Source organism: Streptomyces sp. SL06, from assembly GCF_058244745.1.
The window spans coordinates 731,511-737,849 of record NZ_JBSYOT010000002.1; the positions used below are offsets into that span (position 1 = coordinate 731,511).

1 protein-coding gene is annotated in these 6,339 nt (G+C 73.8%); it reads right to left on the reverse strand.

Annotated features, from left to right (window positions below; genetic code table 11):
* Positions 1-221: 221 nt before the first annotated feature.
* Positions 222-6,332, reverse strand: coding sequence for a type I polyketide synthase (locus tag AC4IHM_RS03415; RefSeq protein WP_490865593.1), 6,111 nt, complete (start codon positions 6,330-6,332; stop codon positions 222-224).
* Positions 6,333-6,339: the final 7 nt, after the last annotated feature.

Genomic DNA, 6,339 nt, shown 5'->3' on the forward strand with positions numbered 1-6,339 from the left:
CGACCGTTTCCGATATCCGTGCGGTCGCCGTCGCCGGGTTTTCGCGGACACCTCGCGGGAGGTGTTTCCGACAGGTATTGCGTCGAGGGGCACAGGACCCGTGTCGCCCGGTGTGCGGCCCGGCGGTGCGAGAGCCCCGGTCCCGTGGGGCGGCCACGGGACCGGGGCTCGGGCCGGCGGGGAGCCCCGCCCGCGAGAGGGGGGCCGCCCGCCGGTGCGGGCTACCGCCGGGGCGCGGCGGTGGCGCCCTCCAGGGTGGTGAGCCAGTCCTCCATCAGGTCGGCCGCGGGCCCGGAGTCCTCGCGGATGAGGGACAGATGGTCGGAGTCCAGGGGCCGTACGGCCGCGTTGGGCACGACCGGGATCGGCAGCCGCTCGGGGTCGGGGGCGGGCATGCCCTCCATGAGGGCCCGCGTGCACTTGATCTCCAGGACGGGGGCGGTGGTGTGCTGTACGTCGAGCGCGTTGAGCAGCACCATCCAGCGGCCCATGGCGGACAGGCGGGAGTTGGTGAGGCGGACCGGGGAGTCGTCGACGGCAGTGAAGTTGAACCGCATCATGCCGTTGTAGTCGACGCCTTCGTCGCTGTTGTGCTGGATGCTGAGGGTGTCCAGGAGGACGACGGCCTCGGGCCTGATGCCCCAGGTGTGCTCCAGGACGCCGGCCGCCGCGTAGGCGAGGGAGCCGCCGGAGGAGTGCCCGACGAGTACGAAGGGCTTGCCGTCGGCGGCCTGGAGGGTGCAGTCGGCGATGATCCGGGCCGCGGCGTCGGGGTGGGCGGGCAGGGCCTCACCGGTGTTGAAGCCGATCAGCGGCAGGGCGGTGACGTCGCGTCGGCCGCGGAAGTGCCCGGAGAGGGTGGCGTACTGGTGGACTCCGCCGTTGGCGGTGGGGGCGCTGACGCAGATCAGCCGGGAGGGCGCGGGGCCTTCGGCGAGCGTCACCGGCCAGGGCAGGTCCTCCAGTTCGGCGGTCACCTCGAAGGAGGGGCGCAGTGCGGCGACGGTGGCGAGCATGCGCTGTGCCTCGCGGAGCTTGCCCTGGGAGAGGCCGTCGAGGAAGAGGCGTTCCATGGAGTCGTTCTCGGCGGGGCCCGCGGGTCCGGTCTGCGCGGCGGCGCCCTGGGCGCCGAGTTCGGTGCGTAGCCAGGCGGTGAGGCCGACCGGGGAGCCGCTGTCGTAGACGATGCTGGCGGGGAGCTGGAGGCCGGTGACCTCGCTGAGCCTGCGGCGCAGTTCGATGCCGATCAGCGAGTCGAAGCCGAGTTCGAGGAAGTCGCGTTCGGGGTCGACCTCGGAGGGGTCGGCGTGGCCGAGGAGTTCACCGGAGCAGGCGACGACCAGGTCAAGCAGGGCCTTCTCCTGCTCGGCGGCGCCGAGGGCGGCGAAGGTCTCGCGGAAGTTCGCCCGGTCCAGGACGGCGGCCGGGGCGGTGCCGGCCGCTGCGGCGGTGCGGCGCGGTCCGCGGACCAGGCCGCGCATGAGGTGCGGCACATCGCCGGTGCGGCTGGGCGGGGGCGCGGTCAGGGTGGTGGCGACGACCAGGGGTTCGCCGAGGGCGAGGGCGGTGTCCAGGAGGTCCAGGGCACGGTCGCCCGCGAGGGTGTCGATGCCACCGGTGCGGATGCGTTGCCGTCCGGCGTCGGTGAGGAGGTCGCCTGCCATGCCCTCGTCGAGGTCCCACGCGCCCCAGGCGACGGACAGGGCGGGCAGGCCCTGGGCGGCGCGGTGCTGGGCGAGGGTGTCGAGGACGAGGTTGGCGGCGACGTAGTTGGCCTGGCCGGCGCGGGCGGTGACGCCGGAGATGGAGGAGTAGAGGACGAACGCGTCGAGGTCGAGGTCGCGGGTCAGCTCGTGCAGGTGGAGGGCGCCGTCCGCCTTGGGCCGCAGGACGGCGGCGAGCCGTTGCGGGGTGAGGGAGGCGAGGACGGTGTCGTCGAGGGTTCCGGCGGCGTGCACGACGCCGGTGAGCGGGTGCTCGGCTGGGATGTCCGCGAGCAGCCGGGCCAGGGCCTCGCGGTCGGCAACGTCGCAGGCGGCGACGGTGACCTGGGCGCCGAGCCCTTCGAGTTCGGCCTTCAGTCCGGCGGCTCCGGGCGCGTCGGGGCCGCGGCGGCCGACCAGGAGCAGCCGCTCGACGCCGTGCCGGGTGACCAGGTGGCGGGCGGTGCGGGCGCCGAGGGTGCCGGTGCCACCGGTGACGAGGACCGTGCCGCCGCGGGCGCCGCCGAAGGCGTCCGGGCGGGCGGGGCCGTCCTGCTCGGCGGGGAGCGGGGGCAGTTGGGCGAGCCGGCCGACGAGGAGCCGGCCGTCCCGCACGGCGAGCTGCGGCTCGTCGGCGGCGAGGATCTCGGACAGGGGCAGTGGGGTGCCGGGTTCGAGGTCGACGAGGGTGACGGCGCCGGGGTGCTCGGCCTGTGCGGTGCGGGCCAGTCCCCGGACGGCGGCGCCGGCGAGGTCGGACACGGTGTCGCCGGAGCGGGCGGCGACCGCGCCCCGCGTGACGAGGACGAGGCGGGTGTCGGCGGGCCGGGGCGTGTCGAACCATTCGTGCAGCAGGGCGAGGGCGGCGCGGGTGGCCTCGTGGAGGGCGCCGGCAGACCCGTCGCCGCCGGTCACGGGGACGACGACCGCGGTGCCGGGCTCGGTGACCTCGTCGAGCGAGGTGATCGCGGTGCCGGTACCGAACGGGTCGGTGCCGAGGGAGACCAGGGGCCCCGCGACGGCGGGCGTGGCGGGGCCCGCGTCGATGGTGTCGGCGGGCACCCAGTCGAGCCGGAGCAGGGAGGCCCGGTCGGCGGTACCGGGGCCGAGGAGCCGGGCCGCGGAAGAGGGCCGCAGGGCGAGGGAGCCGACGGACAGCACGGGGCGCCCGGCGGTGTCGACGGCGGCCAGGGAGACGGTGTCCTCACCCTCCTTGGTGACACGGACCCGCAGCCGGGCCGCGCCGGAGGCGTGCAGGGTGACCCTGGCCCAGGAGAACGGCAGCAACCCCTGGTCGGCGTCCTTGAGGTCGACGTACTCAAGGGCCTGGAGGGCTGCCGTCAGGAGTGCGGGGTGCAGCCCGAAGAGGGCGGCGTCGTCGGCGCGGGCGGGCAGCTCCAGTTCGGCGAAGACGTGGTCGCCGCGGGTCCACACGGTGCGCAGGCCCTGGAAGACGGGACCGTACTCGGTGGGGTCGTAGAAGCCGGTGAGGTCGACGGGCCGCGCGTCGGCGGGCGGCCAGGTCTGTTCGGCGAACGGGACGTGCTGCTCGCCGGGGGTGAGGACACCGGTCGCGTGCTGGGTCCAGGGCTCGTCCTCTGCGGCGTCGGCGGGCCGTGAGTGGATGGTGAGTTCCCGGCCGCCGGAGGGGTCGGGGCCGCCGACGGCGACCTGGAGGTCGACGGCGCCTCTCGGGTCGAGGGCGAGGGGTGTGGTCAGGAGGAGTTCCTGCACCTGTCCGCAGCCGACCTGGTCACCGGCCCGGACCGCCAGTTCCAGGAAGGCGGTGGCGGGGAAGAGGAGCATGCCGCCCATGACATGGTCGGCGAGCCACGGATGGGTGCGCGGTCCGACCCGCCCGGTGAGGAGCACGTTCTCCCCACCGGCGAGGAAGACGGCGGCACCGAGCAGCGGATGCTCGGCCGGGACGAGTCCTGCGCCCGGGATGTCGGCGGCGTGGGCGAGCGGCCGGGGCCAGTAACGGCGGTGCTGCCAGGCGTAGGTGGGCAGTTCGACGCGGTGTGCGCCGGTGCCTTCGAATCCGGCGGCCCAGTCGACACCGACACCGGCGACATGGAGTTGGGCGAGCCCGGTCAGCAGGGCCGTCTCCTCGTCCCGGCCCCTGCGCAACGCCGGAACGACCACCGCCTCGGCCGGATCCAGGACTTCCTGGGCGAGGGCGGCCAACACACCGCCGGGCCCGACCTCCAGGAACGCGTTCGCACCCGCGGCGGCCAGGGCAGCCACTCCATCGGCGAAACGCACGGTCTCCCGCACATGCCGCACCCAGTACCCCGGGTCCGTCAACAGGCCCGGCTCCGCCACCGATCCGGTCACGTTCGAGACCACTGGGACACGCGGCTCGGCGTAGGCCAGCCCCTCGGCAACCCGCCGGAACTCATCCAGCATCGGCTCCATCAACGCCGAATGGAAGGCATGACTGACGGAAAGACGCCGGGCCTTACGCCCCTCAGCCACGAACTCGGTGGCGAGAGCGTCGACTTCACTCTCCCCACCGGCGACCACCACCGACTCCGGCCCGTTCACGGCGGCCAGCGACAACCCCTCCGTCAGACGCCCGGCAACCTCAGCCTCCGTCGCCTGCACCGCCACCATCGCACCACCAGCAGGAAGCTCCTGCATCAACCGGGCACGAGCAGCCACCAGCGCACACGCATCCTCCAGCGAGAACACCCCCGCCACATGCGCGGCAACAACCTCACCGATGGAGTGACCCGCCACGAACTCCGCCGTCACACCCCACGACTCGACAAGACGATAAAGAGCCACCTCCACCGCGAACAGCGCAGGCTGCGTAAACCCGGTGGCATCCAGACGCCCCGACTCCCCGTCCTCGAACAACACCTCACGCAGGACCGGCTCAAAACGCGCAAGGACGGCGTCCAAGGCCTCCGCGAACACCGGGAAACGACCGTACAGTTCACGGCCCATCCCCACCCGCTGCGAACCCTGACCCGAGAACAGCACCGCGGTCGAGCGCTCCCCCGCACGCCCCCGGGCCACCTCCACCGGCCCGCCCCCACCACCGGCCAGCAACACCGCACGATGCTCGAACACCGCACGACCCGACACCAACGAGAAACCCACATCCAGCGCCGAGGCATCCACGGAGGCGACACGGGCGAGCTGCGCGTCCAGCGCCTCCGGAGACTTCGCGGAGACCGGCCACGGCACCACGGACGGGGTGACCCTCGGCTCGGGCACCTGCTCGGCCGAGGTCTCGGACTCCTCGGCCTCGGGGGCCTGTTCGACGACGATGTGGGCGTTGGTGCCGCTGATCCCGAAGGAGGAGACGCCGGCGCGGCGGGGGCGGCCGGTCTCGGGCCAGGGGGTGTTCTCGGTGAGGAGGCGGACGTTGCCGGAGTCCCAGTCGACGTGCGTGGACGGCTGGTCGATGTGGAGGGACTTGGGCAGGATGCCGTGGCGCAGGGCGAGTACGGTCTTGATGACGCCCGCGACGCCCGCGGCGGCCTGGGAGTGGCCGATGTTGGACTTCACGGAGCCGAGCAGCAGGGGGCGGTCCTCGGGGCGGTCCTGGCCGTAGGTGTTGAGGATGGCCTGTGCCTCGATGGGGTCGCCGAGGGGTGTGCCGGTGCCGTGCGCCTCGACGGCGTCCACGTCGGCGCTGGACAGACCCGCGCCCGCGAGGGCCTGGCGGATCACCCGCTGCTGGGAGGGGCCGTTGGGCGCGGTGAGGCCGTTGCTCGCGCCGTCCTGGTTGACGGCCGAGCCGCGGATCACGGCGAGGATCTCGTGGCCGTTGCGGCGGGCGTCGGAGAGCCGCTCCAGGACGAGGGCGCCGGCGCCCTCGGACCAGCCGGTGCCGTCGGCGGAGTCCGCGAAGGCCTTGCAGCGACCGCTGGTGGAGATGCCGCCCTGCCGAGTGAAGCCGGAGAAGCCCATGGGGGTGGACATCACGGTGACGCCGCCGGCGAGGGCGAGACCGCACTCGCCGTTGCGCAGTGCCTGGGCGGCGAGGTGGATGGCGACGAGGGAGGAGGAGCAGGCGGTGTCGACGGTGACGGCCGGTCCCGCGAGGTCGAAGGCGTAGCTGAGGCGGCCGGAGACGACGCTGGCGGTGAGGCCGGTGGTGGCGTGGCCCTCGGCGTCCTCGCGGGAGTTCATGACGACGCCGACGTAGTCGACGCCCGCGGTGCCGACGAAGACGCCGGTGCGGCTGCCGCGCAGTGACACGGGGTCGATACCGGCGCGTTCGACGGCCTCCCAGGTGGTTTCCAGGAGCAGGCGTTGCTGGGGGTCCATGGCGACGGCCTCGCGGGGCGAGATGCCGAAGAACCCGGCGTCGAAGGCGGCGGCGTCGACGAACCCGCCCTCGGCCGCGGCGCTGCTGCCGGCGCCCTCGCCGCCCAGGGCGTCGAGGTCCCAGCCCCGGTCGGCGGGGAAGGGCGCGATGCCGTCGCGGCCCTCTTCGAGCAGCCGCCAGTAGTCCTCCGGGGTGTCGACCCCGCCGGGCAGCCGGCAGGCCATGCCGACGACGGCGACGGGTTCGGTGCGGCGGGACTCGGCCTCCTCCAGGCGGCGACGGGTCTTGTGGAGATCGGCCGTGACCCACTTGAGGTAGTCGACGAGCTTCTTGTCATCGGGCATGACGGGG

Excerpts from the sequence above, each read along its gene's own strand:
- AC4IHM_RS03415 (WP_490865593.1), bottom strand. The coding sequence starts at position 6,332 with ATGCCCGATGACAAGAAGCTCGTCGACTACCTCAAGTGGGTCACGGCC.